The sequence below is a fragment of the Methylomonas defluvii genome (genome assembly GCF_033949435.1).
GTDB classification, from domain to species: Bacteria; Pseudomonadota; Gammaproteobacteria; order Methylococcales; family Methylomonadaceae; genus Methylomonas; species Methylomonas defluvii.
This window is the reverse complement of record NZ_JAXARY010000023.1, coordinates 65,166-91,757: the sequence shown is the minus strand read 5'-3', so window position 1 is coordinate 91,757 and position 26,592 is coordinate 65,166. Positions and strand designations below refer to the sequence as shown.

General features: G+C 53.1%; 28 protein-coding genes and 5 pseudogenes. 17 read left to right on the top strand and 16 right to left on the bottom strand.

Annotated features, from left to right (window positions below):
* The coding region (locus QLH52_RS20285) for a hypothetical protein (RefSeq protein WP_482194195.1) at window positions 1-554 on the top strand (554 nt) is incomplete at its 5' end.
* Window positions 555-561: 7 nt separating this feature from the next.
* Here the strand turns inward: QLH52_RS20285 and QLH52_RS20280 are convergent.
* The 7 genes from QLH52_RS20280 to QLH52_RS20250 all read right to left on the bottom strand — a co-directional run bounded on the left by QLH52_RS20280 (window position 562) and on the right by QLH52_RS20250 (window position 9,434).
* On the bottom strand, window positions 562-1,011 hold the full coding sequence (locus tag QLH52_RS20280; protein ID WP_319962744.1) for a hypothetical protein: 450 nt from the start codon (window positions 1,009-1,011) through the stop codon (window positions 562-564).
* Window positions 1,012-1,186: 175 nt separating this feature from the next.
* Window positions 1,187-1,525, bottom strand: coding sequence for a CopG family ribbon-helix-helix protein (locus tag QLH52_RS20275; protein ID WP_082409821.1), 339 nt, complete (start codon window positions 1,523-1,525; stop codon window positions 1,187-1,189).
* 455 nt (window positions 1,526-1,980) lie between these two features.
* Window positions 1,981-5,067, bottom strand: coding sequence for an efflux RND transporter permease subunit (locus QLH52_RS20270; protein WP_319962743.1), 3,087 nt, complete (start codon window positions 5,065-5,067; stop codon window positions 1,981-1,983).
* A complete protein-coding gene (locus QLH52_RS20265) occupies window positions 5,064-6,092 on the bottom strand; it encodes an efflux RND transporter periplasmic adaptor subunit (RefSeq protein ID WP_319962742.1) in 1,029 nt (342 codons plus the stop codon). The genes QLH52_RS20270 and QLH52_RS20265 overlap by 4 nt, the downstream gene beginning before the upstream one ends.
* A 35-nt stretch (window positions 6,093-6,127) precedes the next feature.
* On the bottom strand, window positions 6,128-7,450 hold the full coding sequence (locus tag QLH52_RS20260) for a TolC family protein (RefSeq protein ID WP_319962741.1): 1,323 nt from the start codon (window positions 7,448-7,450) through the stop codon (window positions 6,128-6,130).
* The gene (locus QLH52_RS20255; protein WP_319962740.1) at window positions 7,447-8,772 is read right to left on the bottom strand and encodes an ATP-binding protein; all 1,326 of its coding nucleotides are present in this window, start codon (window positions 8,770-8,772) and stop codon (window positions 7,447-7,449) included. Before QLH52_RS20255 ends, QLH52_RS20260 begins: the two co-directional genes overlap by 4 nt.
* The gene (locus QLH52_RS20250) at window positions 8,769-9,434 is read right to left on the bottom strand and encodes a response regulator transcription factor (RefSeq protein ID WP_319962739.1); all 666 of its coding nucleotides are present in this window, start codon (window positions 9,432-9,434) and stop codon (window positions 8,769-8,771) included. Before QLH52_RS20250 ends, QLH52_RS20255 begins: the two co-directional genes overlap by 4 nt.
* 269 nt (window positions 9,435-9,703) lie before the next feature.
* Here QLH52_RS20250 and QLH52_RS20245 point away from each other — a divergent pair, with 269 nt between their 5' ends.
* The 3 genes and pseudogenes from QLH52_RS20245 to QLH52_RS20235 form a co-directional block, all read left to right on the top strand.
* On the top strand, window positions 9,704-9,889 hold the full coding sequence (locus tag QLH52_RS20245) for a hypothetical protein (RefSeq protein ID WP_319962738.1): 186 nt from the start codon (window positions 9,704-9,706) through the stop codon (window positions 9,887-9,889).
* A gap of 50 nt (window positions 9,890-9,939) precedes the next feature.
* Entirely contained in the window at window positions 9,940-10,119 is a 180-nt protein-coding gene (locus QLH52_RS20240; protein WP_140911825.1) for a hypothetical protein, read from the top strand.
* A 328-nt stretch (window positions 10,120-10,447) separates the two neighbouring features.
* Window positions 10,448-10,761 (top strand): annotated as a pseudogene (locus QLH52_RS20235) (transposase); the annotation flags it as partial.
* Between the two features lie 321 nt (window positions 10,762-11,082).
* Here the strand turns inward: QLH52_RS20235 and QLH52_RS20230 are convergent.
* A pseudogene (locus QLH52_RS20230) lies at window positions 11,083-12,042 on the bottom strand (IS5 family transposase); the annotation flags it as partial.
* Between the two features lie 60 nt (window positions 12,043-12,102).
* Here QLH52_RS20230 and QLH52_RS20225 point away from each other — a divergent pair.
* The 7 genes from QLH52_RS20225 (at window position 12,103) to QLH52_RS20195 (ending at window position 16,695) form a co-directional block, all read left to right on the top strand.
* On the top strand, window positions 12,103-12,900 hold the full coding sequence (locus QLH52_RS20225; RefSeq protein ID WP_319962748.1) for a hypothetical protein: 798 nt from the start codon (window positions 12,103-12,105) through the stop codon (window positions 12,898-12,900).
* A gap of 275 nt (window positions 12,901-13,175) precedes the next feature.
* Window positions 13,176-13,427 carry a type II toxin-antitoxin system Phd/YefM family antitoxin gene (locus tag QLH52_RS20220; RefSeq protein ID WP_054761743.1) on the top strand — a complete coding sequence of 84 codons (252 nt, stop codon included), beginning with the start codon at window positions 13,176-13,178 and terminating at the stop codon, window positions 13,425-13,427.
* Window positions 13,417-13,905, top strand: a complete 489-nt coding sequence (locus tag QLH52_RS20215) for a putative toxin-antitoxin system toxin component, PIN family (protein ID WP_319962737.1) — start codon at window positions 13,417-13,419, stop codon at window positions 13,903-13,905. The genes QLH52_RS20220 and QLH52_RS20215 overlap by 11 nt, the downstream gene beginning before the upstream one ends.
* Before the next feature lie 397 nt (window positions 13,906-14,302).
* A complete protein-coding gene (locus QLH52_RS20210) occupies window positions 14,303-14,599 on the top strand; it encodes a hypothetical protein (protein ID WP_197485048.1) in 297 nt (98 codons plus the stop codon).
* A 228-nt stretch (window positions 14,600-14,827) separates the two neighbouring features.
* Window positions 14,828-15,238: an alkaline phosphatase family protein gene (locus QLH52_RS20205; protein WP_319962736.1), complete on the top strand. Its 411-nt coding sequence runs from the start codon at window positions 14,828-14,830 to the stop codon at window positions 15,236-15,238.
* Window positions 15,239-15,257: 19 nt separating this feature from the next.
* On the top strand, window positions 15,258-15,914 hold the full coding sequence (locus QLH52_RS20200) for a DUF1614 domain-containing protein (protein ID WP_064023690.1): 657 nt from the start codon (window positions 15,258-15,260) through the stop codon (window positions 15,912-15,914).
* A 1-nt stretch (window position 15,915) separates the two neighbouring features.
* Window positions 15,916-16,695, top strand: coding sequence for a M90 family metallopeptidase (locus QLH52_RS20195; RefSeq protein ID WP_319962735.1), 780 nt, complete (start codon window positions 15,916-15,918; stop codon window positions 16,693-16,695).
* Window positions 16,696-16,821: 126 nt separating this feature from the next.
* Here the strand turns inward: QLH52_RS20195 and QLH52_RS20190 are convergent.
* The 4 genes and pseudogenes from QLH52_RS20190 to QLH52_RS20175 form a co-directional block, all read right to left on the bottom strand.
* Window positions 16,822-17,019 (bottom strand): annotated as a pseudogene (locus QLH52_RS20190) (integrase core domain-containing protein); the annotation flags it as partial.
* Window positions 16,980-18,101: an NAD(P)H-dependent oxidoreductase gene (locus QLH52_RS20185; RefSeq protein WP_319962734.1), complete on the bottom strand. Its 1,122-nt coding sequence runs from the start codon at window positions 18,099-18,101 to the stop codon at window positions 16,980-16,982. The pseudogene QLH52_RS20190 and the gene QLH52_RS20185, both read right to left, overlap by 40 nt.
* A 59-nt stretch (window positions 18,102-18,160) precedes the next feature.
* A complete protein-coding gene (locus tag QLH52_RS20180) occupies window positions 18,161-18,433 on the bottom strand; it encodes a hypothetical protein (protein ID WP_319962733.1) in 273 nt (90 codons plus the stop codon).
* Between the two features lie 261 nt (window positions 18,434-18,694).
* Window positions 18,695-19,147, bottom strand: a complete 453-nt coding sequence (locus QLH52_RS20175; protein WP_482194194.1) for an efflux RND transporter permease subunit — start codon at window positions 19,145-19,147, stop codon at window positions 18,695-18,697.
* 21 nt (window positions 19,148-19,168) lie between these two features.
* Here QLH52_RS20175 and QLH52_RS20170 point away from each other — a divergent pair, with 21 nt between their 5' ends.
* From QLH52_RS20170 to QLH52_RS20145, 6 genes and pseudogenes are all read left to right on the top strand, one after another.
* Window positions 19,169-19,552 carry an IS3 family transposase gene (locus QLH52_RS20170; RefSeq protein ID WP_319962732.1) on the top strand — a complete coding sequence of 128 codons (384 nt, stop codon included), beginning with the start codon at window positions 19,169-19,171 and terminating at the stop codon, window positions 19,550-19,552.
* A gap of 491 nt (window positions 19,553-20,043) precedes the next feature.
* Complete coding sequence (gene ltrA / locus QLH52_RS20165; RefSeq protein WP_064020946.1) at window positions 20,044-21,285, top strand: group II intron reverse transcriptase/maturase; 1,242 nt, start codon at window positions 20,044-20,046, stop codon at window positions 21,283-21,285.
* A 79-nt stretch (window positions 21,286-21,364) separates the two neighbouring features.
* Window positions 21,365-21,850: pseudogene (locus tag QLH52_RS20160) on the top strand (IS3 family transposase); the annotation flags it as partial.
* 640 nt (window positions 21,851-22,490) lie between these two features.
* Window positions 22,491-22,712, top strand: a pseudogene (locus QLH52_RS20155) (transposase domain-containing protein); the annotation flags it as partial.
* Between the two features lie 46 nt (window positions 22,713-22,758).
* Window positions 22,759-23,331 (top strand): 5-methylcytosine restriction system specificity protein McrC, encoded by a 573-nt coding sequence (locus tag QLH52_RS20150; protein WP_319962731.1) that lies wholly within the window; start codon window positions 22,759-22,761, stop codon window positions 23,329-23,331.
* On the top strand, window positions 23,332-23,472 hold the full coding sequence (locus tag QLH52_RS20145; protein WP_319962747.1) for a hypothetical protein: 141 nt from the start codon (window positions 23,332-23,334) through the stop codon (window positions 23,470-23,472).
* A gap of 9 nt (window positions 23,473-23,481) precedes the next feature.
* Here QLH52_RS20145 and QLH52_RS20140 read toward each other — a convergent pair whose 3' ends face one another.
* Genes QLH52_RS20140 through QLH52_RS20125 form a run of 4 tightly spaced genes read right to left on the bottom strand, consistent with a single transcriptional unit; the run spans window position 23,482 to window position 26,592 of the window.
* Window positions 23,482-24,042: a 3'-5' exonuclease gene (locus tag QLH52_RS20140; RefSeq protein WP_319962730.1), complete on the bottom strand. Its 561-nt coding sequence runs from the start codon at window positions 24,040-24,042 to the stop codon at window positions 23,482-23,484.
* The gene (locus tag QLH52_RS20135; protein ID WP_319962729.1) at window positions 24,039-25,205 is read right to left on the bottom strand and encodes a hypothetical protein; all 1,167 of its coding nucleotides are present in this window, start codon (window positions 25,203-25,205) and stop codon (window positions 24,039-24,041) included. Before QLH52_RS20135 ends, QLH52_RS20140 begins: the two co-directional genes overlap by 4 nt.
* Complete coding sequence (locus tag QLH52_RS20130; protein ID WP_319962728.1) at window positions 25,205-26,101, bottom strand: ATP-binding protein; 897 nt, start codon at window positions 26,099-26,101, stop codon at window positions 25,205-25,207. Before QLH52_RS20130 ends, QLH52_RS20135 begins: the two co-directional genes overlap by 1 nt.
* Complete coding sequence (locus QLH52_RS20125; protein ID WP_319962727.1) at window positions 26,098-26,592, bottom strand: HORMA-1 domain-containing protein; 495 nt, start codon at window positions 26,590-26,592, stop codon at window positions 26,098-26,100. Before QLH52_RS20125 ends, QLH52_RS20130 begins: the two co-directional genes overlap by 4 nt.

Genomic DNA, 26,592 nt, shown 5'->3' with positions numbered 1-26,592 from the left:
CTAATAAACCGGGCGACATTGCTAAGGCTATCGGCATTACAGTAAAACAACTGCTTTGGTTCCTTAATGGCCAGATGGCGTTACCTGAGACTGAAAGGGAAGATTTGTCAAAACTGCTAGGAATTGAAGCAAGTGCTAGATTTGTTGATTACGATGCAATCGGCCCCTGTGTGTTAATTGCAGAAGGTCCGAAAAAGTGCTCTATTGCTTATGAAGAACTGAGTAATGGCGGGGACCTGGAGTATTCGGTGGAGGTACTTCCTGAAAAGGGAACTCCAGACCCGAGTTGGCGTTATGTTGTTTTTTCTGCCTATGGCAGACTCCCCAATATATTCATGTTCCAAAGGGGTAGTAAAACAACTGATCAATTAGGCGGAAAGCTCTTAATGAATTATCAGGGAGAAAGAAAGGTTCCGGCATCAATCTATAGAGATGTTGTTTCTACATGCGCACAGTGCAGCACACATCCGTTGTTAAACCGGAAGCTAATGACTGAATTCGGCGAACGGTATAAACATTTCTTCCAGGAAATGGGGACGAAGTTCTACACATAGCGATAAATTACACCAAATCTTGAATCTGCTGCCTAACGTCTCGGCCTTGATTATCTTGCTCGACAGCCATGATAAATAAACAACGCCCTTGGCTGGATTTCGCCCACAACTCGCCTACCGCACGTTTTTCGGCTGAATCGTCGTTACTGGCATAGGCTTCGCCCTTGTACTCGACGACCAACATCCGGCCGTCCGTCAGTTCGCAGACAAAATCAGGGTAAAAGCGGTTATGAGCCAACGGCAGCCAAAACGAGGCATGATCCCGGCGAACCAGGTTCCGAATCCAATATTTCACTTCCGGTAAACTATCAATCGCCTTGGCACACTCATACTCTTCACCTTGGGCCTTCAAATCCTCGATGATAGGGAAAAAGTGCTTTTGAAATTTGTAACGGCCGGCGTAATACGGCGGTCGTGCCGGGTAGTGTTCCGGCGAGAAGCCGTAGCAATGGCACAACCCTAAATGGCGTTCGATTTTGGCCAGTTCTTGTTTGTCTCTAGCGCCGTAAAACAGTTCGGCTTTGGTGATATGACGCTGACGGCGATATTAGCCGATCCTATGGTTCTGAGAGTTTGGATGATAGCTGGATTGCCTTTGTAGAATTCAATCAAGATATTGGTGTCGCAGAGAATCATCCACGCTGATCCGGCCAGGCTTTTACACGAATGGTAGTTTGGTCGATTTCTCGTGATTCCCAGATGCCGGCACAGTCAAAGAAATCGTCGCCGCTTGTAGGTTGTGCGATGACTTCCAATTCCTTGATCACGTCTTCATGCTCGATGACTTCGCCACGGTCAGCAGCGGCTATGCCCTGGGTAATTTTCTCAATTTTCCGGGCATGAGTTTTCAGGTATTCGCGCAAGGCTTGATTGACAAGGTAGTTACGCGAACGATCCAACGCCCCGGCCATGCTATCAAGCTGATGCACGATGTCTGATTCGGTTCTAACGGTAAATGCTTCTGTGGCCATGGCTACGCTCTGGTTATTTGTGGTTCACGTGTAATCATAAAGCAGATTGATCACGTGGGGGTAGAGTTTAAATCGGGAATGATCGATATTTGGTCAAGGGCTTGTTGGAGGAATACCGCGCGAAAATCCGCAAAGTTATGGACGGCCCCGCAGTCCCCGCCGAGGATGTTTTATTGTGAGCCAGGGGGACCCGCGACGACAACCACCATATGACCATGGGTGTGAAGTGATTCGTGTTCTTGGCCTTTAAAATCGGCCGGCACCAATTTACTGTCACTCGCTCATGGGGCGCTGGTAATCCCATTGGTGGTAATTGTTGAATAAAACCTGAAATCTCGTTGGTATCCCCTTGTAAATTGGCACCAAGTTCGTGAACAACAGATTTGACAAGGCCACTGCAGTCCGATTTATACACTTGTCAATGGGCGCACGTCACCCGTGTCCTGACACTCAATTCACATAACCTCCTTTAACTTTTGTACTGTAGTGTTGCCATACCTGCAATACAGGGAAGGCATCAAAAACAGATTCAACAAGGTCGAGGTCATCAAGCCACCGAGTATCACTACCGCCATGGGGTATTCGATTTCGTGGCCGGGTACGTTGCCTTTCAGGATCAACGGCAGCAAGGCCAATCCGGCGCAAGCCGCTGTCATCAGGATGGGTGCCAGACGTTCTTCGGCGCCGCGCTGCGCTAAGTCAGGTCCGAATAGGACAGCTTCTTCCTGTTCCAAATGTCGGTAATGGCTCAACAACATGATGCCGTTCCGCGCGGCGATACCCAGCACGGTGATAAAGCCGACCAGCGAGCCGAGCGACAGCACGCCGCCACTTAAAAACGCCCCCACAACGCCCCCGATCAACGCGAACGGCAAGGTTAATGCCACCAGACAGACCAAGCGTAGTGAGCGAAAATCGACCTGCAATAACACCAGGATACCCAGCAATGAAGCCAAACTCAGCCAGGTCAGCCGTTCGCTGGATGCTTGTCGTGCCGCGTATTCGCCTAGAAACTCCGGGTGATAGCCTTGCGCGAACGTTAGCCTCTTCACGCGGCTTTCAATTTCCCGCGCCACGCCGCCTAAATCGTTGCCACTGACGTTGCAGGTGACGTCGATTCGGCGCGATGCGTTTTCCCGTTTGATCTCGTTAGGTGTGGGCGCCATATCGATGTCGGCCACATCGCCCAACGGCACGCGCGCCCCGGATGGCGTATCGATAGTAAGCGATCTGAGCGCCGCAAGGTCATGGCGCACTCGTTCATGACCCCAAACCGTGACATCGACGATTTTTTGGTCACGGTAAATTTCGCCGACCTTGCTGCCTTTGATCAAGGTAGCAGCGGCCCGCCTCACGTGCCCGGCTGTCAAGCCGAAGTTGGCCGCCACGTCCGGCTTGAGTCGCATCTGTATCTGCGGCACCAGTATTTGCGGTTCCACCTTCAGGTTGGCGATGCCGGGTACATCAGCGATGGATTGACTGACTTCTGCGGCCTTATCTCGCAGGATTCCCAAATCTGGGCCATACAGCCTCACCACCACGGTCGCACTGGCACCGGTCAGCACTTCTTTGATCCGTTCGCGCAGGTACGTCAGCACATCCCGGTAAAGCCCCGGATAACCGTCGACGACGGCCTGGATTTTTGCCACGGTACTGTCGTAATCAACCACCGTGTCTAAACTAATCCATAACTCGGTAAAGTTCGGCCCTACCACTTCGTCGGCAACTTCGGCCCGGCCAATGTGGGAACCGAAATTGCGCACACCGGGGATCGCCCGCAGTTCCTTACTAACTTGTACCGTAATACGGCGCATGGCTTCCAGCGAGGTGCCAGGCTTTTCAACCCAATGCATCAAAAAATCGGTTTCCTTAAAGTTGGGTAGAAACGATTCGCCAAGTCGCGGTAACGCGATGATTGTCGATATAAACGCCACTAACAGAAAACCCGTCGCCCATTGCGGACGGCTGACGATTGCCGGTAACAGCTTGCGATAATGCCGTTTCAAAACCCGTGTCAGCGGTGCATCCCCCTGGCGCTGCTTCGCATTGGGTAACAGCATCAGGCACAAGGCGGGGGTCACCGTCAACGCGACCAGTAGCGAGGCCAAAATCGCCAACAGGTAGGAAAATGCCAACGGCCTGAAAAAGGTACCGGCCAAGCCGTCGAGGAAGAATACCGGCACAAACACCAGCGCCACGATCAGGCTGGCGAACACCACAGCGCTGCGCACTTCCAACGACGCCTTCAACACGACGCGGAAAGGCGACCGCGGACTGCCCGCCTCGCGATTAAGGCGCAGACGGCGCATGATATTCTCGACATCAATGATCGCGTCATCCACCACTTCACCGACCGCAATCACCAGACCGGCTAGCACCATGGTGTTAAGGGTGCCGCCACGCAGATACAGCACTAAGGCGGCTGCCAACAGCGACAGCGGAATCGCCGACAGGCTGATCACGGCGGTACGCCACTCGAACAAAAAAGCGATCAGAATCACTGCGACCAGTATGCAGCCCAAGATCAACGCGTCGCTTAAATTTTGCAGCGAGCGTTCGATGAAGGTTGCCGGACGGAAGATGGTTGGATCGATGTCGACGTCGTGCAGGCCAGGTTTTAGAGCTTCCAGGGTCGCTTCCACCTTGCGCGTCACATCCAAGGTGTTACCCCAGGGTTGTTTTTCGACAATCAGCAGTAATCCCGGACCATCATTGATCACTGCATCGCCAATCGGCGGCGGGTGGCTTTCGACAATGTCCGCCACATCGCCCAAGCGCAGTGGAACACCGCCGGTGAATTGCACCACGGTTCGCGCCAGATCATCCGGTGTTTGCAGCGGCGACACATGCGTCACTGGCAAACGCTGATTAGGCAAATCCACAAAGCCTCCGGCTGAAATGGTGGCTGCATCGCCAGTCGCACGCACCACCGCATCCAGCGTCACGCCGTTGGCGGCCAGCCGGTCCGGATCGACCAAAACCTGTAACTGCCGATCTCGCTGGCCCCAAATAGCCACGTTGGCCACACCCGGCACCGCCATCAAGCGTGGGCGAATGGTCCATAACGCCAATTCGGACAATTCCATCTGCGACAGTTTTTTCGATGAAATACCAATCTTCAGCGCCCGACTGGTGGACGATAACGGCGACAGCATCACCGGTGCGCGGGCCACAACCGGTAGGCGCGGCGCGATGGTGGCAACCCGTTCCTGCACCAGTTGCCTGGCTTGCATCAAATCCGTGCCGTCCTGGAAAATACAGACCACTGAAGACAGGCCCAGCACTGACTTGGAACGTAAGGTCTTCAACCAGGCCGTGCCATTGACCGCGTTTTCCAAGGGCACGGTGATCAGGTTTTCCACTTCTTCAGTCGATAGTCCCGGCGCTTCCGTTTGGATTTCCACCAGCGGCGGCGCAAATTCCGGGAACACATCCAGCGGCATTTGCCGGGCGGCTTGCAAGCCGAAAACCACCAACACCACAGCTAAAGCCAACACCAATAGTCGTTGGCGTAATGCAACGGAAATCAGCCAACGCATCATTTGCCGACACCGAATTCAGTACCGAACAATTCGGCCACGCCGGCGGTGACCACCTCGATACCGGCCGCGATGTCGCCCATCACGGCGGCTTGATCTTCAACCACCCGTAGTACCTGTACCCGCCGGCGCTGGTAGACATTGGCTTGCAGTGCTTGATAAATCCAGCTTCCGCCGTTTACGTCATACACAAGCGCCGACCACGGTACGACGAGATTTTCGTCATCGCTACGCAACGGGATGGACACGCCAACGCGCTGACCGGGACGTAGTGATGCATCCGAATTCTTGACTTCATAGAATAAGTCGACCGTGGCGGCAGCCGGATTAGCGGAAGGCGGCGCCGCCACCGGCAAGGCAAGACGAGTGGCATTCTCGGACGAATTTGTCAGCCCACCGACACGCGCCTGGGCGGCGGTATTCAATCCGGCTATATCATCGACATAGACCGGCACCCGCACCCAAAACGTGCTGCGGTTGTTGACGTCCAACAGCGCGGGGCCGAGCAAATCGCGGCGTTCGTGCGCGGTTTTCAGATTGGCCTCGGCCAAGCCTAGCTGCATTCGCGCATCATCGACCGAGCGTTCGGTGCCCACCTTGTCGCGGCGCATCTGTTCGGCGCGATTCAAGGCTATTTGCGCGGCTTGCACTTGTACTTTGGCTTGTTCCACTTGGCCGTCGGCGTCGATTTGCGATTGCGCCAAACGCACCAATTCCGCCGGTGCCAGCGAAGGCAGAATGGTATAAACCGATTGCTTGTTCGCTTTTCCTGAACCGTTCAAGGCAGGTAGCGTGATCTCGCCCCCGAACAAGCGGGTGCGCGTCAGCGGTCGTTTTTCAACTTTAGTGGTGACGATGCTCAGCCGCTTCGCGGCTTCGGGTGCCAAAACGACTTGGGTCAAATTGCTTTCCTTGACCGGGTTTTCGATTTTGGCAGGCGGCACAGTTGCTTCGGCAGCCAATAGGTTACCAATAACAAGCACTATAGCCGACAACAACAGTTTGTGGTTTGAAGACACGCGGTTCATACAGATTCTAGTCTTGAATTCCGGGAAATAATGAGTCAAGCAGGCTTTAGACGCTGGCCCACGCTGCGTTCCAGTTCCGCACGGGCGCGGCGCAAATCGGCGGCGGCTTGCGCGGTTTTTAATTGCGCGTCCAGCCAGCGGCGTTGAGTTTCGAGTACGAACAGATAGGTGACATTACCGGCCGCATAAGCGTTTTCAGCGTCTTGTATGGCGGCTTGCAGCGGCGGCAAAATAGTTTGTTGCCACTGTTGCAGGCTTTGGCCGGCCTGTTGCAATCGGGCATGGGCTTCGCGGACATCCAGCGCAATCCGTTGCCGGGTGGCGACATATTGCCTGGCGGCTTTGTCGAAGCGCGCCTGGGCTTGCGCGATGCCACCTTGATTCTGATTGACGATAGGTAACGTCAGGTCCAAGCCCGGTCCTGCCAGCAAAGGCCCATTGATTTGTTTGGCGTTGAGGCTGGCGGTGATATTAAAGATTTCGGCTCGCGCCAAGCCAATGCGTTCGCCCGCGCCTTGTACATTGATTTCTGCGGCACGTAGATCGGGACGTGCCAGTAGCGCCTGTTCGACCAGCTTTTCGGTATCGAACCGGTCATCATGGGCTATCAGTTCCGCACTAACGTTTTTCGGCCACTGCTCCAGGCTCAATCCGACCAGGTGCCGCAAGCGCTCGTCGGCAATCTCGCAATCGCGTTGCAGGCGGCCTTTTTGTTCCAGGGCTTGCAGCGCATCGACTCGAGCATTGGTCACTTCCAGTTCGCTGGCATCGCCAGCTTTCAATCGGGCTTGCGTGAGTTCGGCGATAGCATGACTCAATGTGACAGCAGATTCAGCCAATTCCACGCGTCGCTTGGCTAAGCTCAATTCGGCGTGGGCGATGCGAACATCGCGAATCAAGTCCAATCCGGTTTGCACCAAACGTTGTGCAGTTTGTTCGACATCCAATTTTGCCAACTCGACCCGTTGCGGACGCAGCCAGAAAATTTCCAACGGGTAGCGCAGCGTCAGTTCCAAGGGTTTTGCGCCCCATGGCACCAACATCGAGAAGGTAGGGTTGGGCAGCATACCCGCCTGCACGAGATCGGCCCGGAACAAGCCCAAATCGGCCAAGGTCGCGCGAAAGGCCGCATTGTTCCACAGTGCCAAGCTGACTAATTCGTCTTCGGACAAGCCGGCATCCAAAGTTACATTGGCGGGCCATGCGGTTTCGTCGGCACGCGTTTCGGCAAAACGCTGTCCCGTGCGCTGTTCCAGATCGTTGGCAACGTCGATTAAACCCACGCCTTGCGGGGTACAGGCCGCCAGCGACAAAGCGAGAAGCGTTAACGGGAAACGACCGGAAACAAACGGTGTCATGCTCTGATCTCCGGGAATGTGACGATCACTTTCAAGCCCATCCCGCCATCCCCATCGCTCAGCGTAATATCAGCCTGATGTTGCTCGGCAATCCTCTTGGCAATAGCCAAGCCAAGACCACTGCCGGATTCGGCGTTATTCAAAACTCTATAAAATCGGTCAAATACGCGATCGCGTTCATTCAAGGCAATGCCGGGGCCGGTATCATTCACTTCCAGACGAACCGTTTTGGCATCGTTAATGACACTGACATCAATCCGTGCGTCAGCCGGTGAATAACGGATGGCGTTATCGATTAGATTGCCAAGCAGAATCCGCAGTGATTCGTCAATACCGGTAACCCTGACCCGATCTGCTCGTGAAAGGCCAAGATCGATATGGCGGTTGGCGGCGAGCGGGGCAAAGTCGGCCACTACGTTCCGTGCCAGATCATCCAGAAATAACGGTATAAGCGGAGAATCGCCGGCTTTCGGATCGAGGCGAGCCAGTGTCAGTAATTGCTGCACCAAATGACCGGCACGGGCTATACCTTGCCGCAAGGTTTGCAACGCCTGAGCACGCCGATCCGAGTCAGTGGCACGCTCGGCCAGTTGTACCTGCAAAGACAGTGCGGTGAGCGGACTACGCAACTCGTGGGCGGCATCGGCGGTGAATTGTCGCTGCGTAGCCAGTGCCTGATCCAATTGGCTCAGTAACCCGTTCAATGCGCCGACTAGAATGCTGACTTCTGCGGGCAAACCATTGTCTGGGATGGGGTCTAACGAATGAGGATTGCGATGCGCCACAGCAGCGGCGACTTGAGCCAGCGGCGCTAAACCACGACCAATCGCCCAACCCAGCCATAAGGTCAGTGCTGGCAATAAAATCAACAGCGGCGTCAATAAATGCAGGGTAATTTCGTTGGCGGTTTCACGGCGCTCTTGCAGCGCTTGAGCGACCTGAATCAAACCTTTATCGGTTTTTAAATTAACGACGCGCCACGCTTGGTTTTGCCAGTTCACGGTGTCGTAGCCCGGCTTTCCGCCTTGTGGAATGGGCGAGAACGGATGAGATTGAAATAGAATTCGCCCCTCTGGATCGCGAATCTGACTGACCAAATCAATACCATCACCGTGCAATGCGAGGCCGTTCGAATCCGGTTTGGCACCTTGCGCGTGGTTTGCATGAGACAGGGAATAAGCCGCCTCACGCAACACCTTGTCGAACAGTTCATCAATTTCTTCGTGAACGTTCAGCCAAGTCGGTACGGCAAACGCGGTGCCGGAAAGCAGCAAAACAGGCATTAACCAATAAGTTAGCCGTTGGCGGATAGAGGTGCTCATGGCTTCACCACTTTGAAGCCAACGCCACGCACATTAAATATGATGTCCGCACCGAGTTTGCGGCGCAGGTTGTGTAGGTGCACATCGATCGCATTGCTGGCCACTTCCTGACCCCACCCATAGAGACGCTCTTCCAATTGCGCGCGGGACAGCACAGCCCCCGGTTGCTCCAGCAACGCATGCAGCAAGGCAAATTCACGCGGGGATAAATCAATCAGGGCATTGCGCAACCAAACTTCGTGGTTCAACGGATTGATGCGCAACGCACCGTATTCAATGTCGGATGATCCGCGTCCGTTACTCCGGCGTATCAGCGCGTGAATACGGGCGACGAGTTCTTCCAAGGCAAATGGTTTGACCAGATAGTCGTCGGCACCGCTATTGAGGCCAGCGACTCGATCACTTAGTGCATCGCGCGCCGTTAAAATCAACACCGGAATGGTGTTGCCGGATTTGCGAAGTTCGACCAGTAGCTGCTGGCCGGATAGGCGGGGAAGCCCTAAGTCAAGCAGCAATAAAGCGTACTCGCTCGCCGCATGAGATAGGGCTTGTTTGGCTTGTTCCCCGTCTTGTACCCAATCGACCACGAAGCCATCCATCTGCAATCCATCCCGGATCGACTGGCCGATCATCGGATCGTCTTCCGCTAATATCAAACGCATGTTGACCTTTTAGTTTCTTCATCTGGCCAACAGTGTAAATGATTAAGATTTAAGTAATAGTTAAGGCTCTTCGGAATGTTCGGGAAGGTATCAATTCCGGTGATTAACAAGCAGCTATTCGGAATTCATCACTATTGCTTTGGATATGAGAATTGCGCTGCATTTCCGCAGTTGTTCTGGGTCATTGATGCCAAAACTGCGAAGCTTTATGCAGCAATTAATTTGGGTATTCGGATAATGGATCCAAGAAAAATTGGATGGGGTGGGTTATGAATTGGCAATATTTATTAAGTGGCGGATTGGCGCTTTATATAGTTGAGACTGCCGGTAGCAACCATTCGGATGTGGCTATTGCTATCGTGGCGTTTTTGGTTTGTCTAATTCCTGATATTATTTACGGGCTCTTATCGCTGGCCCGGCACGAATACAAACCTGCGAAGCACTTCTTTAACTGACACCAATACGAAATAATGGACCGATGGTATTTTACATATAAGGAAAAATCATGACCTATATGAATATTGGTTCTGCAACCACAAATCACGTACGGAGTAATGGGATGGTCAATACTCCTACAATTGCAAAACCGCAACAGCAGCAGGCTCAAGTCCAGCAGATAACACAGGTTGTGCATAGCCCATCATCTGATGGTGGAAAAGGTCGTATCATTGATGTTCATGCTTAGTTTAATTTCCGACCTCGATAGTGGTAAATTAGGCTCAGACTCGATCTGATTGCCAAAACTCAAACGGCATTTAGCGAGCCAGTTCGGCTTTTTTGCATAAATCGTATTTTGTGCAAGGAAAATCCACTGATCGTGAACAGGTATCCCCAAACCTAAGAAATATTGGCCTAAAACGGCACGACTTGCTTAGAGCCACTTACGCTGGCGGATGAAATGGCATTTGTCGCTGTAATTCCTAAGAGCTAGCCCCCAAAAAATTGACCAGTCGATTAAGTGAAAAACCCTGCTACTTGTGACCGTCCGCGAGGACAAAGCAATGGAGCAGAAGATGTCCAAAAAACCGAGAAGAAAACATTCGCCGGCCTTCAAAGCCAATGTTGCCCTGGCGGCCTTGGCGGGCGATAAAATTCTGGCCCAGTTGACCCTGGAATTCGAGGTTCATCAAAATCAAATTGTCGATTGGAAAAAGCAACTGGCCTAGCGGGCGGCCGATGTGTTTGGGAGGCCAACGGAGCCCGAATCACCGCCGGTCGATCTGCAAGCCCTGCATGCGAAAATCGGCCAACTGACCCTGGAAAACGATTTTTTAGAGGGCGCGCTCAACAAGGCGGGATGGATGAGCGCACAGCGACGATCGACCGTCAATCGAAGTTACCCAGCCGTAGTTCGGAACAGTTACCAGCCGGAGCGCGAAATTCAGACCGGCATCGGGCCGGTGTCGGTGAAAATACCCAAGAACGAAAGATGGCAAGACCTCGACATCCGTTTCTATGGCTGTCGTCCCAATCCGCATATCAATATGCTCTTAAAAAAGCATTCCCAACCAACAATGGAAATTGGATTTATATAGAAATCAAATGGATATTCGAGCAAGCAGAAAAATGTCTATTGAATTTTGACGTAGCGTCAAAAAATTCAAAGGCTGTTTTTCAGGGTATCGTGAGAGGGTGTAGACAAAATAAATCACCTGGCTAATCGGCAGGCCAGCATTCTAGCCTCCGCCAGCCAAACCCAGGCTTCAGATACTTTGGTCAAGCGATCATGGTGCATGACCGGGCGTCTGGCACGTTCGTTCCAGGCGTGGGTACGCTCGACGACCCAACGCTTCGGCAATACGGTGAAGCCGGTTGCCAATGTTTCGGGAAACAAGTCCTGTTGCCCAGCGTTCACCCAACGGCCGACATTCCGATTCGCCGGATGGCGCACCACTTCGACCGTCAGCCCGTGTTTCGCCTCAGTGGCGGCCGCCCATTGTCCGGCATAAGCACTGTCGACGTACAACCGTTGCACGGTGGGGTACTTTTTCCACCGCACTGGCTACGGCATCGCTGCCCGCATCGCGGTCTTGCAGGTTGGCCGCGCACACGCTGACGGCCAGCAGTAAACCCAAGGTATCCACAACAAGGTTGCGCTTGCGACCTTTGACCTTCTTACCCGCATTTATGCCCTTTGGGTATCGTAACCGGCCGGCCCGCCCTGCGGCGAACTCCGCGTGCTTTGCGCATCCAACACCGCCGCGCTGGGCATGGCATCGCGCTCTTCTCGGGCTCGCCACATCTGTCGCAAGCGGTCATGCATCGCTTCAAACCGGCCCTGGGCACTCCAACGGCGAAAGGTTTTGTAGACGTTATCCCAGTGCGGGAAGTCTTTCGGCAATAACCGCCATGCACAACCGGTGCGCACCACATAGCAGCAGGCGTCCACCAAGGCACGTCGTGGAATCTTGGCGGGGACACCACGCTCGCCTTCGCGCTCGAACAAGTCTTGCACCAAGTTCCATTCTGCGTCGGTCAGCGAACTGGGATAGTGTTTCCCTGGTTCAGGCGGACGATGACGATCTTGATAACCATAACGTTTGCTGGCCTGATCAGCCGTTGTGGTCGAGGGAGGTCTCAACGGCTTGACCCGGACCACCCCTACCAGTTACAGGGAACCGTGGGAATAACGGGAACTCTCAATGGTGCAAGTGCATTGGGAGATGTTTTGAACCTGGGGAGTACGGGGAGCTTTACCGATCGGCCGACGATCACCTACACCCCTCTGACAGGTGCTCATTTTCTGCAAGTCATGATGACGCCGATTCCGCCTCCGGCCCTATTCAGGCTCATTGAGGAGGGCTGGCCCGCGGACATGTTGCTGCAGATTGGGGTGCAAAGCATCAATGGGATATTGAACCGTAAAGGCGGCGCGCGAGGGCGTGCAGCGGATTCCGATTTTGGCGTGCTGTTGGCGGCCCTGGAACGTCTCCAGGCTTCCGGTGTGCTGGGGTTACGGGTGGAATTGTCCAAGGATACGAAGCAGGAAGGGACAATTCTGGTGATCAGTCAAACGGCTCTTCCTGCAGAGGTCGAGGCCGATAGATTGCTGGTCAGAAAACTGTTGGGTCTGCGGCCCGAGCTAAAAGAATTTAAAGTTGTTTATGGGACGTTGGCTGAAAAAGATGACGTTATCGCCGTGCAGACGCGTTCCGGTTTCCAGATCATGAATCTACTGGGTACCAATGTCGAAGTGCCATCTGAGCATATTGCCGAACAAAGGACTTATCCGCCGTTTCAGGAGCCGGAAGGTGCCCAGGCGCTACCGCCTCTGATCAGGATTCATGCGGAAAAGTCGCTGCCGTCAGATGTCTTTGCAGCGGTGAAATATCGCGACTATTGGTATTGGATAGATGATCGCGACTTCAGGTCGAAGGCCATCTTTACCTTCCTGATGATCATCATGACACTAGCGGAGAATGACGAGAAAGTCCAACCGCCGATCGTCACGATACAGGGGAATTAAACAGCGGCGCATGCAAGGTTGGGCATGCTATTCGCGCGGATTTTTTCCTGGGTTAATAGGATTTTTTCCCTACATTACATATGGCAACTAGGGTAAGCGCCTCGAATCCATCTACCAACAAAAAATCGCCGCACTCGACGACCTGAAAAATCCCTGCTTCACTAGGCTTTCAGCGGCCAGCTTTAAGGTGGCGGGAACCGTTAACGCTCAAGTTGACCTAATCGAACGATTTGGACTAAATTATCGGAACAAACTTCCCGTCTTAGGAGGGTGCCATGCAAACTTTCACCGCCAACGAAGCCAAAACCCATTTTGGCGAATTCCTCGACATCGTTCAGCGCGAACCGGTGCGGGTGACACGTCACGACCGCGTGGTTGGTGTAATGGTCAGCGCGGAAGACTACGAAGCCATGCGGGCCTTTTATGCCGACCGCTTGCGTAAAACCATGGACGAAACCGCCGATGCAGCCGAGAAGGCCGGTATGACACCGGAAATCCTCGAACAATTGCTGGCGGATGAAAGCTGAAAACTCAGGACTCATCGCTGTCGTCGACACCAACGTCTGGATCAGCAGTTTCCTGAGCAAAACCGGCGCACCGGCGTCAGTGATTCGCCAACTGGTCAGCCAAGGCAAGCCGGTGTTTTCAGTGGCCACTTATGCCGAGTTGCAGGATCGTTTGTGGCGACCCAAGTTCGATCGCTACCTGAGCATTGAACACCGCAAGCAATTGCTGCGCGATGTTGATGCGGTAGCGCACTGGGTAAGTGTTCCTCCTGAGATCGAACAACAAACCTTTTCCCGTGATCCGGACGACAACAAATTCATTCACACGGCTCTGGCCGCCAATGCGTCTTGGCTGGTGACGGGCGATCAGGATTTATTGGTGTTGGCCGAGGAATTGAAGCTCTTGGGTGTAACCATCCTGTCACCCGCCGATGCTTTGATACAGACCGATTTTTTAACCCGGCGGATTCTAAAGCGAAGTGCAATACCTCGATTTTAAAGAATACGAACGCCCGCAAAGATTACTTAAAGCGCGCCTTTGGAATGTTTCGACAAGCTATTGGCGAAGCTGAGCCGGAAGAGGAATTGACAGGCAAGATGCGGCTAAATCAAAGAGGCTACACCATGTCACCAGAGCGCGAATTCGAGTGGTAAAAATACCATGAAAACCATCGACATCAGTGATTTCCCGGTGATGGCTGGTAGATGCCCAACTTGCCCATTTCACGAGCAAAATGAGGGGCAGAGGGAAATTGCAAACATGGTTAGGGAGCGCTGTGTTACTGCTGCATCGCAAATTTGCCATCACCCGCGATTGCACGGAAAGGAGGAGACCCATTTATGCCGCGGTGCCAGAGATTTTCAATTGCAAATTTTCCATCGATTGGGGGTGATCGATGAACCGACCGATCAAGCCTGGGACAGAGCGAAGCCGGTCGATGTTCTTCAGCGAAGAGGAGATGACTGCGGCCGTATCTGACCTTAGAGCGATGGGATCAGCGGCGATCAAAATATTGGCCGAGTCCGTTGAGCGTGGGGAGATCAAAAGAAAATCACTATCTCAGGCAGTGAAAAAGTTGGAGTTGGAGGGATTTGTGAGGGTTTTTAGCGAAGGCCCATTTTCTGAGGAATTCATAATTCGACCGACCCTTATCGGCGAGGATGCGGTTGCGGAGGTGCTGGGATATGACTAATGCAGGCCGCGGAAGAAAATTGGTCACCTGTTTGGTAAGCTAGGGAAACGCTGAACAAATCTTAATGAGATGAATCTATCAGGCTTACTTGTTCATAGCCAGCTATTTAGCTTCCAGCCGCGCGAAAACATCCTCGGCGGGGACTGCGGGGCTTTCCATACCTTTGCGGATTTTCGCGCGGTATTCCTCCAGTTCGATTTCGCGTAATCGCTCGATAAAACCAATCTATTGGCTGATCTGAAGGGCAACTTTCCACAAGTGGCATTCTTCAAGCCGGTTGGCAGTAAAAACCAGCATCCAGGGTATTCCACCATTCAGGATGCCGATGCAGAAGTGCGGGAGGTTGTTGAAGTCATTCGCAACAGCAGCATCTGGCCTAGCACTGCCATCATTATCACCTATGACGAATACGGTGGCCTTTGGGATCACGTCGCGCCGCCGGTGATAGATCATTGGGGACCGGGCACGAGAATCCCAGCGATTGTTGTTTCGCCGTTTGCCAAGAAAGGCTATGTGGATCACACCGTCTATGACACCACCTCAATCCTCAAACTGATTGAGACTCGGTTTGATCTGGAGTCCTTGACGGATGGTGACGCTAAAGCCGATGATCTACGCAACGCCTTTAATTTTAAATAACCCACATTAGGAGTCACCGATGCCCATCTTTCCATTGATAGTGTTATTGGTTTTATCGATGCTGATGGTTGCCATGATTCAGGTGGAGTTTTTTGAAATCGCATTCGCCAAGCTGGGATTGACCCCACAGGGTACGCTGATGGTGTTGGTCGGAACTTTAATTGGCAGCGGGATCAATTTGCCAATCTTCAAGATAAGGACTCAGGAAAGTGGACATTTGGTCGAATTACCAGGCCGAAAACCAGTCTGGGAGTTATTCCAGCCAGCCAGAGAAGGCAATACTGTTATTGCGGTCAATGTCGGCGGCTGCGTAATTCCGGTTGGATTATGTCTCTACTTCATCTCATTGCAATTGATTGATCCTATCAAGCTGGGTATTGCATTTGCTGCTGTGACAGCATTGAGTTATCGAATGAGCCGGCCTGAGCCGGGCATTGGCTTTGGGATGCCTGTTTTTGTGGCGCCATTAGTTTCGGTCGCCATAGCGTTGATATTGGACTCAGAACATGCCGCACATCTGGCCTACATCAGCGGCGTGCTGGGCGTATTGATTGGTGCCGATGTCCTGCATCTCAAAAATGTTGGCAGCCTAGGTGTGCCCGTTGCGTCCATTGGCGGGGCCGGAACGTTTGACGGCATCTTCATGACTGGCATCATTGCGGCGCTTTTAGCCTAACTTGAATTTCTTCAAACGCTTTCGTATTCGCTATATCCTGCATCAACATGCGATTCCACATGCGCTATGGCAACAGACGACTGAAAAATTATCGGTACTGCAAAGACTGAGCGCGGTCGAAACAGCGCATCTGCGAGAATTAGCAACCCTGTTTGTGCACGAAAAAAACATTGTCGGCGCCCATGAGTTTTTAGTGACCGATATCATGCGCGTCAACATCGCCAGTCAAGCCTGTTTGCCTATATTACATTTAGGCTTGAACTGCTTATCAGGGTGGACGGATGTTATTGTCTATCCTGGTGCTTTTCGAGTCCGTCGCGATTCCGTCGATAGTGCTGGTGTTATACATCAGCAGGAAAGGATTTTAAGTGGCGAATGCTGGTCGCGAGGCCCAGTAATACTATCCTGGGCTGATGTCGAACAGGATATGCAAGAAAGCCATTGCGGTCGGAATGTCGTCATCCATGAGATTGCCCACAAGCTCGATGCACTGAATGGTAGTAACAATGGCTACCCCCCTTTGCATTATGAAATGCGCGTACCAGAGTGGACAGCAGCTTTAACGACTGCATATGAAGGATTGATTGAGCGCCTTCAACATCACCAGTACAGTTACATCAATTCATATGCCGCAACAAGTCCTGCTGAATTTTTTGCGGTCGTCAGTGAATATTTCTTCTCCCTTCCAGAGGTATTGCAAGCGCATTACCCTGACGTCTATCGGCAATTGAAGCTCTATTACCGACAGGACCCTTTAGAACGGCAGCAGTCAATTTCTTGAAGGGGTGGTGATCAAATTTATGATGTTGAGAAGTGACCCCATTCGTTTGAACAGCAAAACCGGAATTTAAAGTGAAATCCCTACCATGGTTTAGGCAGCCAACTTGAGGATTAGCAAGCCATCGTTTTACACCTGTTGTGGCGTTTTTCGTTCCAAACTGGAATGCGGTCGTTCGTGGTTGTACCACTTGAAATAATCCAAAATTGAGGCGCGGGCTTGACCGACTGAATCCTAAACGTGCAGGTAGACTCGCTCGTATTTGACGGATCGCCATAGCCTTTCCACTAAGACATTATCCCGCCAGGCGCTGCGACCGTGTTTTGAGGATCGACGTCCGGCAAATTGTCGTAAACCTGCTCGACGGTTTGGTTTTCGGTTAAGGCTTTGACAACGGCCGGCAAGGGCTCAGCCCGGATACCGGGCAAATCTTGTTCCAAAGGATTCACAATCGGGAACGCCAATTTCTCCAGCGGCGGGCAAAACTCCGCGTTCACGCCGCGCTTATTGCCACGCGCGTCGATCCGGTACCAGCCGTATTGCTGCAAGTAGACCGCATTCAATCCGTGCAGACAAAAAGAGGGTTGGTCGCCGTCTATCGTCAATCGCTGGTAACACAACCCGGCGGGAATGCCGTTGGCGCGTAGCAACGCGGCCAGCAAATGGCTTTTGGCATAACAATAGCCGGTGCCGTGGATTAACACCTCGGAGGCTTTGCAGGTCAAGGGATTCAGCCGGTAGTCCCAACTATGTTTGATCTGGTCGCGGACGAATTCGAAACAGCGCTTGGCGATCTCTTCCTCATCGGCGCAGCCCTCCGCCAATTTTGCCGCTTTCGCTACGATCAGCGGATGTTGGCTGTCGATATAGTGGCTACTGTCGAGGTAGGGATTCATTACCTCGCGTTGGATTTGTGCCAATACTCCGTTCAATAAAGCCGAGATCTCCGGCAAAGCCAACAAGTTCTCCTCTGTGACATTCGCGCTCGGCAACGGTAAAGTGATCGATGCCGCTTCGATCAGGTTGGCCGACATGGTGGTCAAGGTTTCCCGGAGCGCGGCGTCGGCGTGATGGGCCCGCGGCGTCGCGTTCAATACCACCACCGGTTTGTTAACAAAGCCTTCGAAGCCCACCAGCCAATCCAGTGCGTTTTTGATGGTACCGGTAACGCCGTGGGCATATTCCGGGCTTGCGATCAGCAAGGCATCCGCCGAGGCGACTTCGTTGCGTAATAGCTGTGCGGCGGCCGGTGGCGCGTTTTCCAAGTCCGGATTGTACAAGGGCAAATCGCCAAGCCTCGCGAACAAATAGACTTCCATAGAGACCGGCGCCAGAAGCCTCACCGTGCGCAACACGGCCGAATTGATGGACGCTGCCCGCAAGCTGCCGGATAAAGCCAGTATTTTCATTGCAGAGTTACGAGTTGCATGTCAGGGAAAAGTGGTGGCTGCTCAATTGAAAGCCCCGGTTAAGATACCATCAATGCGCATGATGGCGCCGATAAACGGAATCCAAAGTTACGCCACGGCAACCGTGCGCTTAACGCATGCTGGATCAGCCAATCGAACAAGGCGCTGGCAGAATCTTGCGAAGTATCGCCGCTTAACGTGGCCAAATCGTCGATATACAGTATTTTGCCCCAGGCCAAAAACTCGGAGAAACGAAAACCCGCCACGCTTTTAACGGCACCTTGTTGTCTAACAGCCAGAATTTGGTAGGACTGCGTTTGTTGGCGGCGCACCTAGGCTAAAAGCTGTTCCTGCGAAAGATGCGGGCGCAACTCGCTGAACACAGGAAAACAGGCTTCGAAAGTCATGGCTAGGGTTTAACAAATAAATCAAAAGGCCGGCTGTCGGCAACAACCAACATTTTTTGATTCAAACCAAGCCAGATTTTGAACGTCTTGGATCGGCAAAAGGCCAGTTACCAATCGCCACAATTAGACAGCAAACGATCAAATACCGGCCATTAAGCCGCTTTTTTGTTATTAACAGCCTCCTGATTAAGTTCTACGCCTGCAAAAACATGAAGCCTTGGACTCTCGCGGTCTTAACGAATAACCTTTCAACAGCGCATAAATGGCGGGGATTACGATAAGCGTCAGCAGCATTGAGGATATCATACCTCCCACCATGGGGGCGGCAATGCGGCGCATCACTTCCGATCCGGTTCCATTACTCCACATGATGGGTAATAGACCTGACATAATGGCAGCCACCGTCATCATCTTCGGTCGCAGCCGTTCTGCAGCACCTGTGACTACACAGTTATAGAGTTCGGTTAGCCCCATTTCCTTACCTTGTTGCCGGCATTCTTCGACTTTCGCTTGATAGGCATGATCTAAATAAATCAGCATGATGACACCGGTTTCGGCAGCCACCCCGGCCAGTGCGATAAAGCCGACACCCACTGCCACGCTGACGTTGTAGTTCAAAGCCCACGTCAAGTGATTCAACTGTTAACCGCAGAGAGGGCCATGACGGTGCGGCAGGCTTGTCAATTAGTGGGTGTCAGCCGTTCGGGCTTCTATGCCGCCAAGCAGCGCACCCGGCAAGCGCCGGTGGTGTGCGGCACACGCGTCCGGCTACGCAGTGTATTCGAGGCGACGGGGCGTAGCTATGGCAGTCGCCGCCTGCGCCAGGAACTGGCGGCAGAAGGTATCGAGCTCGGCAGGTATCGCGTGCGCCGTCTGATGAAGGAACTCCAGCTCAAGCCGATCTGGAAGCCCAAATTCATCCACACGACTGACAGTCATCATGCGTTGCCGGTATACAAAAATGTGCTGGATCGTCAGTTTGAGCAAGCCGAGGCTAATCGAGCTTGGGTCTCGGACATCAGTGTGCCGCAGCAAGCGGCGTAAGAGATGAGGGTAGGTCCCTCGCCATCGGCTTGCAGGAGTAGGTGGCAAACCACCGTAAGCGGCGTGCGTCAAAAGCGCGGGTCGTGAGCGTTACGGAAAAGGCGTCTTGAGGCGTCAGGTATGGATTAACGAAGGCGAACAACCGTGAACTGCCGTTCAAGTGTCGAAACCACTCAGATGACATCAAAACCGGGGAGTGATGTTGCTCCGGGATCAGTAAAGGCGAAACCTGCTTACGGCCTTTGCGGTGTCCGGCATAGAGGCAGCGCGAGCGTGATCCGGGCTCTTACGTTGAACTGCGGGAACCTTCGATGGCAATGCAAAGGGAAAGGCACAAGCTCGAAAGGCAAGGCCGATATTACCAATGTGCCGTCAAGGGACGGAGCGACTTGTAGTAGTGTTGAAGCCGCTGTAATGGCGGTGGAGCGAAGGAGTCGCGTCATCCGGTCATGGGGCTGGGCCAACTGCGTTAGCAGGAGGAGCTTAGTGTCATGAACAAGCCATATGACATTCCCAAATCATGGGTTTGGGAAGCTTATCAATGTGTGAAAGCTAATGGAGGATCAGCCGGCATCGACCGGGAAACTATCGAAATCTTCGAACAACGATTGGGAGACAACCTCTACAAACTTTGGAATCGGCTTTGCTCCGGCAGTTATTTTCCGCCGCCGGTCAAAGGCGTGCCGATCCCGAAGAAATCAGGAGGAACACGCTTGCTGGGGATTCCAACCGTTGCGGATCGCGTGGCGCAAACCGTGGTAAAACGAGTGCTGGAGCCGAAACTCGAGTCGGTGTTTCATCGTAATTCTTATGGGTATCGGCCAGGTCGTTCCGCTCACGACGCCATTGCTTTAGTCCGGCGACGTTGTTGGGACTATGACTGGGTGGTTGAGTTTGACATCAAGGGCTTGTTTGACAACATCGATCATGAACTATTGATGCGCGCAGTGCGTAAACATTGTCAGATTTCCTGGGTGTTGCTGTACATCGAGCGGTGGCTTAAAGCGCCGCTGATAACGGCGGAAGGTCAACGAATCGAACGTACCAAAGGCACGCCGCAAGGCGGTGTCGTCAGTCCGTTGTTGGCTAATCTGTTCTTACACTATGCCTTCGACCGGTGGATTAGCGAACATTTGTGTAGCGTGCGATTCTGCCGCTATGCCGATGATGGCGTGATTCATTGCAAGAGCTTAGTGCAAGCTCAGTTGGCGTTGCGGAAAGTCGCCGAGCGCTTTCGGGAATGTGGCTTAGAACTGCATCCCGATAAGACACGGATCGTGTACTGCAAGGACATTAACCGACAGGAAAACTATCCGATTACGGCGTTTACGTTTCTCGGCTATACCTTCAGGCCGCGTAAAGCGGTAGACAAGTATGGCCGCGTGTATGTGAACTTCGCGCCTGCGGTCAGTCGTGAGGCACTCAAAGCCATGCGGCAAACCATACGGGGATGGCATCTGCAGCTGAAATGCGACAAGACATTGCGGGATCTGTCTCTGATGTTCAATCCGGTTCTTCGAGGATGGCAGGGTTATTACGGTCGATTTTATGGTTCGGCCATGGCCTCTATTTGGCGGCACCTGAATGCTTACCTGGTGCGCTGGTTGATGCGTAAAAGCAAGCGACTGGCTCGGCATAAAACCCGAGCCTGGCGAACGCTGGGGCAGCTCGCAGCAAGTTTGCCACACGCATTCGTACATTGGGAGGCGGGCTATGCCCCGATGGCTGGATGATGGGAGCCGGATGAGCTGAGAGGTTCACGTCCGGTTCTGCGAGGGGCTGAGGGTGAAATTCCCTCGGTCTACTCACCCGTATATTCGCACGCTGAGCGGCTGGCTGTATCTTGCCGTGGTGCTGGATCTGTATTCGCGAAAAATCGTCGGTTGGGCCATGGCGCCCAATATGCCGGCGGAATTGGTCTGCACCGCCTTGCAGATTGCCATAGCCCAGCGAAGACCACCGCCGGGCCTGATCGTACACTCCGATCGGGGCAGTCAATACGCCAGTCACGAATACCGGGAGCTACTGGCGCGCCATGGCTTGCAAGGCAGTATGAGCCGTAAAGGCAACTGTTGGGACAATGCGGTGATGGAGCGATTCTTTCTGAATCTAAAAATGGAACGTGTCTGGCGTCGCCAGTATGCCAACCACGCCGAGGCCATCCGTGACGTGACAGACTACATCGTCAACTTCTACAACAGTCGGCGCTTGCATTCGTCATTGGGCTACCTGCCTCCCAATGCCTATGAATTGAAAATGGCAGCGCAACAACCTATTGGCGTGTCCGAAAAAAGTTGACCACTACATATTGACGACTCGGGCCTGCTGTCCGGTGGTCGGCAACTTTATGCCACCCGTGGCGTTGTCAACAATCGAGGAGTTGGCCAGCTCGAGGTCGTCCCCCTCGATCGTAGCGGCCTGCCCACTTTGTGCGGACAAAGTATTACGTACCATGAGGGCGTTTCCTAGTGCGACCTTTGCAGCTCCCCCCAGGATGGCGGGGGCTTCAGCGCGCGCTTGATTCTCAACGAAGACACCTCGTGCAAGTCCGAGTGATTGAGGCAGCTCCGTCGTCATCGCAATAAGCTCCGAGAAGGCCGATTGGAAGTGGGGTGGCAGCTTAATGGCACTCCAATGCGCGATCGCCGCACCGGCGTCAGCATGGTTCTGCGCGAAGAGCGCCGAGTCGCCTACGATTGCTCCTGACCAAGCAACCGCTCCTCCCCCGAACTGCGCGGTGTTCTGACGGAAGCGCACACGCGACAACGATAGGGCAGTGGAAGTGTTGGCGTTGGCCTGCGTACTCCAGATATTGTTCTTGACGGGTTGGCCCCAGGAGCAGACAGCGCCTCCAACCCGTGCCTGGTTCCCGGAGAATAGCGTCCTTACAAGCCTGATGTCTGTGCCGATGGCGAGGATGGCACCGCCGAAGCCAGAGGTCGAGAACAGCATTCGCCCCATAACCTTGGGCAAAAAGAATTGGCTGTTCGCTGGGTCGGAACGGGCAGGCCAACGAGCCGCCGTCATTCAAACCCTGCTAGGCACCGCCAAACTCAATGGCCTCGATCCGGCCGCCTGGCTAAAAGACACTCTGGAAAAACTCCCCACCTGGCCCAACAGCCGCATCGACGAGTTACTACCGTTCAGTAACACTGATTAAATCATAGGGCAACTGGCCAACGATATGGTGGGGCTGGGCGCTTAAGTTGCACGAGCTGTCTATTGATGTGCTTGGCGGCTTGGGCCTCAACCACAAACAGGGTCAAGCACATGCACCTGGCTACTTGGTAGATACTTGGCGGGTGTGGGAAGACCTTTTAACGGTGGCTGCACGATTGGGCTTTGGACGCAGAACCGTAGTGCCCCAGCGTGGCTACCCTTTGGGCACCAAGACCAAGATCAGCACAGGTGCTGTGAGCAAGCTTTCGGTGTACCCGGACTGCGTGATTGAGCCCGAGGGCACAAGGCCCAGGATGCTGCTGGATGCCAAGTACAAGGGCCACGTGGAGAAGGGGCATCTTCGCATCACAGAGGCTGAGATCTACGAGGCTCTGGCATTTTCCCGGGCCACAGGCTGCAACTTGGTGGTACTCGCGTATCCTGCCCAACCTAGAGACGCACCTCAGTCCGCTGGTACGTGCATAGTTTTTGAGCAGGCCAACGTGGAGGCGGTGAAAATCGTCGGTATCCAGATCGAGAGCCGCCTGATTTCCAAGTCGGGTGCGCTTCGGACTTTCTTCGCCAATCTTGCTACAGGGATTTCGGATGCTTTTCTTTGAATAGATTCCAAGTATCGTCCTCGCAACATATTACGCCTGACGATAGATATCATCGATCAACAGCAGCAAAGCATTAAGGCATTGGCTGACTTGAAGGTTAAAAGTATCAAGGAACAGGCCAATGCAACAGCATCCCAATAGAGAATTTTCTCAGTCTCGGTGAATAGCAATAAAATTACACCAAATCAATCGAAAAATCTCTGCCTGGTATTGGGCATCGCGCAGTGCATCGTGCGTACCAGTCAGCGTCGGCTTCAGGTGCTCTGCGATCTTACTGGACCGCGTATCGTGCCAAGAACAACCGGTTGCTCCCATATATAGCGCCTTGATATCGAGTGCCGTGAAACCGAATGGATTTTCGCCCAAAAAGCGGTGAAAATAATAGTTAACGAACGACCAGTCGAAAGGCGCGTTGAAGCCGACAAAAACGATAGAGTCATCGCGCTCAATCAAACTATCCAACCATTGAGAGAAGCCACTCATCGCCGATGGTGGCTCAAGTCCAAGCTTCGCTAGCTCTTCCATCGAAAGCCCTGCCACCTCCAACGCCTTCGGATCGAAGGCACTAGTGATAGGTTTTAGTTTGCAAGTAAACGTCTTTTCTGGATTGAAAACACTGCATGCTCCGATAGAGAGTAGGCTGAACTCGCCGGGGATCGGTCCAGACGTCTCTACATCGACTGACACAAACACCTCGCGCTTGTCGCTCATAAAATCAGTGGCTCCGTGGGAACAATCGTAGGGCGGTTGCGAATGGCGTACCAGTGTTCCCTAAAAGCTCTTCTGCGATCATCCGCACTGCCGTCGATTTTCCAGTGATGACCGGCGAAGGTCGTGATGTCGAAAGGCAAGTCCGCTCCATCTCTTGCAGTAACCATTGTGGGCAGACCTCGTCCAAGCGCATAGCCCAATTCCAGAAAGCAATTTGGGCGTGCTCCGGTGATATCGGCCAGAACCATACTACTACGATGTAGTTTGGCAAATATTTCCTGATCAATTCGCGCGTGCTCATAGGTCTGCCGTCCATCGATAACAATCAGGCGATAACCAAATTCGTCTTCAAGCACAGGCTTAGCCACAACGTCGAAGAAGTTTTGTACGTCGTCATAATCGTCATGGTCGGGATTTAGCAGGCGCACCGCAAAGGCTTTAGGGCGTTCCAACGCTTCAAGTAGCTCCACCAGCGCCGACACACGATCAATAATCGATTGCCGCTTAGGGAAACTAATTCGATTAATCCAATCATGGGCGTCTCCGTCGTCTGCGATCTGGAACATGCGACGGGTTTGGGAGCTAGCCAAACCGAAGTTATAGAGCCGCCGAGAACCCTTGCTTTCAGAGCAAAGAGGAAGATTGAGCGGCACAATGTGCTTGCCGGCATCGTGATAAAGGTTTGCTAAATATAGAACCCCTTCATCTCCGCCTAAAGTGATGAGAATATCGCCATAACGCGCCTGCACCTCCATGCGTTTGCTGTTCATGTTCCATTGTGCGGCGCTCTCAATCTTAACCAGTTGAGTGGTGCGTAACTCATCCCACATATCAACAAATGCTTCGGGGATTTGTTCTTCTGTCTTATGATGCTGAACCGCTACGGCAAGCGGTCCTGGAGCATTGGGAGGCCGAAAAGCGAGGTTGTCCCTCACAGCCTTCCAAACAAGCCAGTCGAAGCAAACCGGTAACTCGTCAACCTTGCGTAGCGGCTCAGCGTCTACAGGAATGACGAAGTTCGCTCCTCGCTTGACAAGTTCTTTGACCAAACATCCAACGAGAGTACGTGCGTCTTCGACGTCATTAGTCGGGGCGATCGTCAGGTCATTCACAACGCTACCTGAGATGTGGATTCGTCGTCCGAATAGGGGGGATTTTGCCATCACCGATCCTCCATGATGGGAGACGCCTGGAGCGTGGTTGTCGTTGAGAGTAGATCGTCAAACTGGAGTGCCCGATTGGGATAAGCTTTTGCGAGTGCGGCGGGATACAACCTGGTCCGAATGTCAGAATAGGTCCAAGAGGGGTGTGGTTGATGTGCACCGGTTGCACGAACTAATTCGCCAATCTGGGCCAGTGAAAGGTTGAGCCCTTCGAGGTCCATTTGAAAAAGCTGCTGGCGTTCATCATCTGAAGGCCGCTTGAATTCTTCAATAATCGCGGCACGACGGCGTAGCGCTGCATCAAGAACGGAAAGTCGATTTGTGCAGAGAATAACGACAATCCGGCCTCCATATTGCCTAAGGTCGTCTACACCCTGGATCAGCGTGTTTACTGCCACCTTATCTTCATGGTGGCTATGGGCTTGAGCCCTAGAAGCACCTAGGCTGTCGCCCTCATCTATAATGAGGATCGCTCTGCGGGTTTTTCCCACTGATTTCGTAATTCTTTGGAACGCTTCGGTGAGTAACGTTCCCATTTCGCCAACCATACCGCTGCCACGAACACGATTGGAGAGCTTGAACAGAATTGATTCTGAGCTTCTCGTCTCCGCCACCAGCCGATTCGCGATACACTCTGCCATCGCCGTTTTGCCGGTGCCGACATCGCCATGAAAGATGACAAGTGGATACTGTTCGGCGACAAGATCGCAAATCGCTAGCTTACCGCCGTGATTTTTTCGGTTCCAATCGCTTAGCGCACCGACATTCAACAGCAGGCGAAGTTGGTCGTGAACACGGGCATAGCGGCTGTCGAAACCAAGTAAGGTCTTTTCCCGTCGAGCCAAAGGATCATTCGGCAGTGGCGTTTCGCTATCAAAGATATTTGCTTGGTTCATGCTGCCCAATCCTTTCTTAGCATGCCATAGGCATTGCTCACATAGTTGCGTCCACCCGAGGAGTTGAGTCTCGAATGACTGGTATCGTCGTAGGATGTGGTCCAGCCGATTTTCAACTTTTTCCGAGTCGCCTCTTGGGCTTCGCTCGTATAGGCGTCGGTGTAGCTGATTACGATACGGAGGTTTGCACCCGACACACGTGGCCACAATACGCCGCCGGGACGGCTCGTGGTCAAAGCTCCTGCATCAGTATCAACATTGAAACGTACGGCTTTCAATTCGATACCAGACTGCAAGAGAGTTATATCCAGCCATGCGAGATAGCCGGCCTTCGCGAGCACCTCGATATCGTAGGCATAGTCCGCAGCTTGCTGTGCCGTCCACGCCCCCGTGCTGTCTGCGATCATAGCAAGGTCGGCTTTCATACGCCGGACAACGTTCTCAATGTCCGTCGTGGTGTAGGTCGTTGAGGCGGTTCGTGTCTGACTCAT

What these genes read in the sequence shown, in the direction of transcription:
- QLH52_RS20275 (WP_082409821.1), bottom strand. Translation starts at nt 1,525, where the DNA reads ATGGCCACAGAAGCATTTACCGTTAGAACCGAATCAGACATCGTGCAT.
- QLH52_RS20265 (WP_319962742.1), bottom strand. Translation starts at nt 6,092, where the DNA reads ATGAACCGCGTGTCTTCAAACCACAAACTGTTGTTGTCGGCTATAGTG.
- QLH52_RS20255 (WP_319962740.1), bottom strand. Translation starts at nt 8,772, where the DNA reads ATGAGCACCTCTATCCGCCAACGGCTAACTTATTGGTTAATGCCTGTT.
- QLH52_RS20130 (WP_319962728.1), bottom strand. Translation starts at nt 26,101, where the DNA reads ATGAACCAAGCAAATATCTTTGATAGCGAAACGCCACTGCCGAATGAT.
- ltrA (WP_064020946.1), top strand. Translation starts at nt 20,044, where the DNA reads ATGAACAAGCCATATGACATTCCCAAATCATGGGTTTGGGAAGCTTAT.
- QLH52_RS20270 (WP_319962743.1), bottom strand. Translation starts at nt 5,067, where the DNA reads ATGATGCGTTGGCTGATTTCCGTTGCATTACGCCAACGACTATTGGTG.
- QLH52_RS20170 (WP_319962732.1), top strand. Translation starts at nt 19,169, where the DNA reads ATGACGGTGCGGCAGGCTTGTCAATTAGTGGGTGTCAGCCGTTCGGGC.
- QLH52_RS20185 (WP_319962734.1), bottom strand. Translation starts at nt 18,101, where the DNA reads ATGAAAATACTGGCTTTATCCGGCAGCTTGCGGGCAGCGTCCATCAAT.
- QLH52_RS20240 (WP_140911825.1), top strand. Translation starts at nt 9,940, where the DNA reads ATGACCTATATGAATATTGGTTCTGCAACCACAAATCACGTACGGAGT.
- QLH52_RS20200 (WP_064023690.1), top strand. Translation starts at nt 15,258, where the DNA reads ATGCCCATCTTTCCATTGATAGTGTTATTGGTTTTATCGATGCTGATG.
- QLH52_RS20250 (WP_319962739.1), bottom strand. Translation starts at nt 9,434, where the DNA reads ATGCGTTTGATATTAGCGGAAGACGATCCGATGATCGGCCAGTCGATC.
- QLH52_RS20245 (WP_319962738.1), top strand. Translation starts at nt 9,704, where the DNA reads ATGAATTGGCAATATTTATTAAGTGGCGGATTGGCGCTTTATATAGTT.
- QLH52_RS20140 (WP_319962730.1), bottom strand. Translation starts at nt 24,042, where the DNA reads ATGAGCGACAAGCGCGAGGTGTTTGTGTCAGTCGATGTAGAGACGTCT.
- QLH52_RS20135 (WP_319962729.1), bottom strand. Translation starts at nt 25,205, where the DNA reads ATGGCAAAATCCCCCCTATTCGGACGACGAATCCACATCTCAGGTAGC.
- QLH52_RS20260 (WP_319962741.1), bottom strand. Translation starts at nt 7,450, where the DNA reads ATGACACCGTTTGTTTCCGGTCGTTTCCCGTTAACGCTTCTCGCTTTG.
- QLH52_RS20210 (WP_197485048.1), top strand. Translation starts at nt 14,303, where the DNA reads ATGAACCGACCGATCAAGCCTGGGACAGAGCGAAGCCGGTCGATGTTC.
- QLH52_RS20215 (WP_319962737.1), top strand. Translation starts at nt 13,417, where the DNA reads ATGAAAGCTGAAAACTCAGGACTCATCGCTGTCGTCGACACCAACGTC.
- QLH52_RS20125 (WP_319962727.1), bottom strand. Translation starts at nt 26,592, where the DNA reads ATGAGTCAGACACGAACCGCCTCAACGACCTACACCACGACGGACATT.
- QLH52_RS20220 (WP_054761743.1), top strand. Translation starts at nt 13,176, where the DNA reads ATGCAAACTTTCACCGCCAACGAAGCCAAAACCCATTTTGGCGAATTC.